Below are 1324 nucleotides of genomic sequence, written 5' to 3'. Positions count from 1 at the left end.
GAATGACACGACTTCGGCGGTACGCTTGAGCCCCGCTACATTGTCGGCGCGGAATCACTAGACCAGTGAGCTATTACGCACTCTTTCAAGGGTGGCTGCTTCTAAGCCAACCTCCTGGTTGTCTCTGCGACTCCACATCCTTTCCCACTTAGCGTACGCTTAGGGGCCTTAGTCGATGCTCTGGGCTGTTTCCCTCTCGACCATGGAGCTTATCCCCCACAGTCTCACTGCCGCGCTCTCACTTACCGGCATTCGGAGTTTGGCTAAGGTCAGTAACCCGGTAGGGCCCATCGCCTATCCAGTGCTCTACCTCCGGCAAGAAACACACGACGCTGCACCTAAATGCATTTCGGGGAGAACCAGCTATCACGGAGTTTGATTGGCCTTTCACCCCTAACCACAGGTCATCCCCCAGGTTTTCAACCCTGGTGGGTTCGGTCCTCCACGAAGTCTTACCTCCGCTTCAACCTGCCCATGGCTAGATCACTCCGCTTCGGGTCTTGAGCGTGCTACTAAATCGCCCTGTTCGGACTCGCTTTCGCTACGGCTACCCCACCCGGGTTAACCTCGCAACACACCGCAAACTCGCAGGCTCATTCTTCAAAAGGCACGCAGTCACGACGCATCGAGTAAACTCAATGCGCGACGCTCCCACGGCTTGTAGGCACACGGTTTCAGGTACTATTTCACTCCGCTCCCGCGGTACTTTTCACCATTCCCTCACGGTACTATCCGCTATCGGTCACCAGGGAATATTTAGGCTTAGCGGGTGGTCCCGCCAGATTCACACGGGATTTCTCGGGCCCCGTGCTACTTGGGTGTCTCTCAAACGAGCCGTCAATGTTTCAGCTACGGGGGTCTTACCCTCTACGCCGGACCTTTCGCATGTCCTTCGCCTACATCAACGGTTTCTGACTCGTCCTGTTGCCGGCAGACAACAGAAGAGAGATCCCACAACCCCGTATACGCAACCCCTGCCGGGTCTCACACGCATACGGTTTGGCCTCATCCAGTTTCGCTCGCCACTACTCCCGGAATCACGGTTGTTTTCTCTTCCTGCGGGTACTGAGATGTTTCACTTCCCCGCGTTCCCTCCACTTGCCCTATGTGTTCAGGCAAGGGTGACAGCCCATGACGACTGCCGGGTTTCCCCATTCGGACACCCCCGGATCAAAGCCTGGTTGACGACTCCCCGGGGCCTATCGTGGCCTCCCACGTCCTTCATCGGTTCCTGGTGCCAAGGCATCCACCGTGCGCCCTTAAAAACTTGGCCACAGATGCTCGCGTCCACTGTGCAGTTCTCAAACAACGACCAACCACCCGT

The 1324-nt window shown here is 56.8% G+C and carries 1 rRNA gene (running past one end of the window); it reads right to left on the bottom strand.

The window, feature by feature from the left end:
* Positions 1–1273 (bottom strand): 23S ribosomal RNA (locus tag P1P70_RS40520) (it extends 1923 nt beyond the left edge of the window).
* Between the last annotated feature and the right edge of the window lie 51 nt (positions 1274–1324).

Source organism: Streptomyces sp. MB09-02B, assembly GCF_033794485.1.
In the GTDB taxonomy this organism is placed as follows: domain Bacteria; phylum Actinomycetota; class Actinomycetes; order Streptomycetales; family Streptomycetaceae; genus Streptomyces.
Note: the sequence above shows the minus strand (reverse complement) of the source record. Positions and strands in the feature narration are given on the sequence as shown.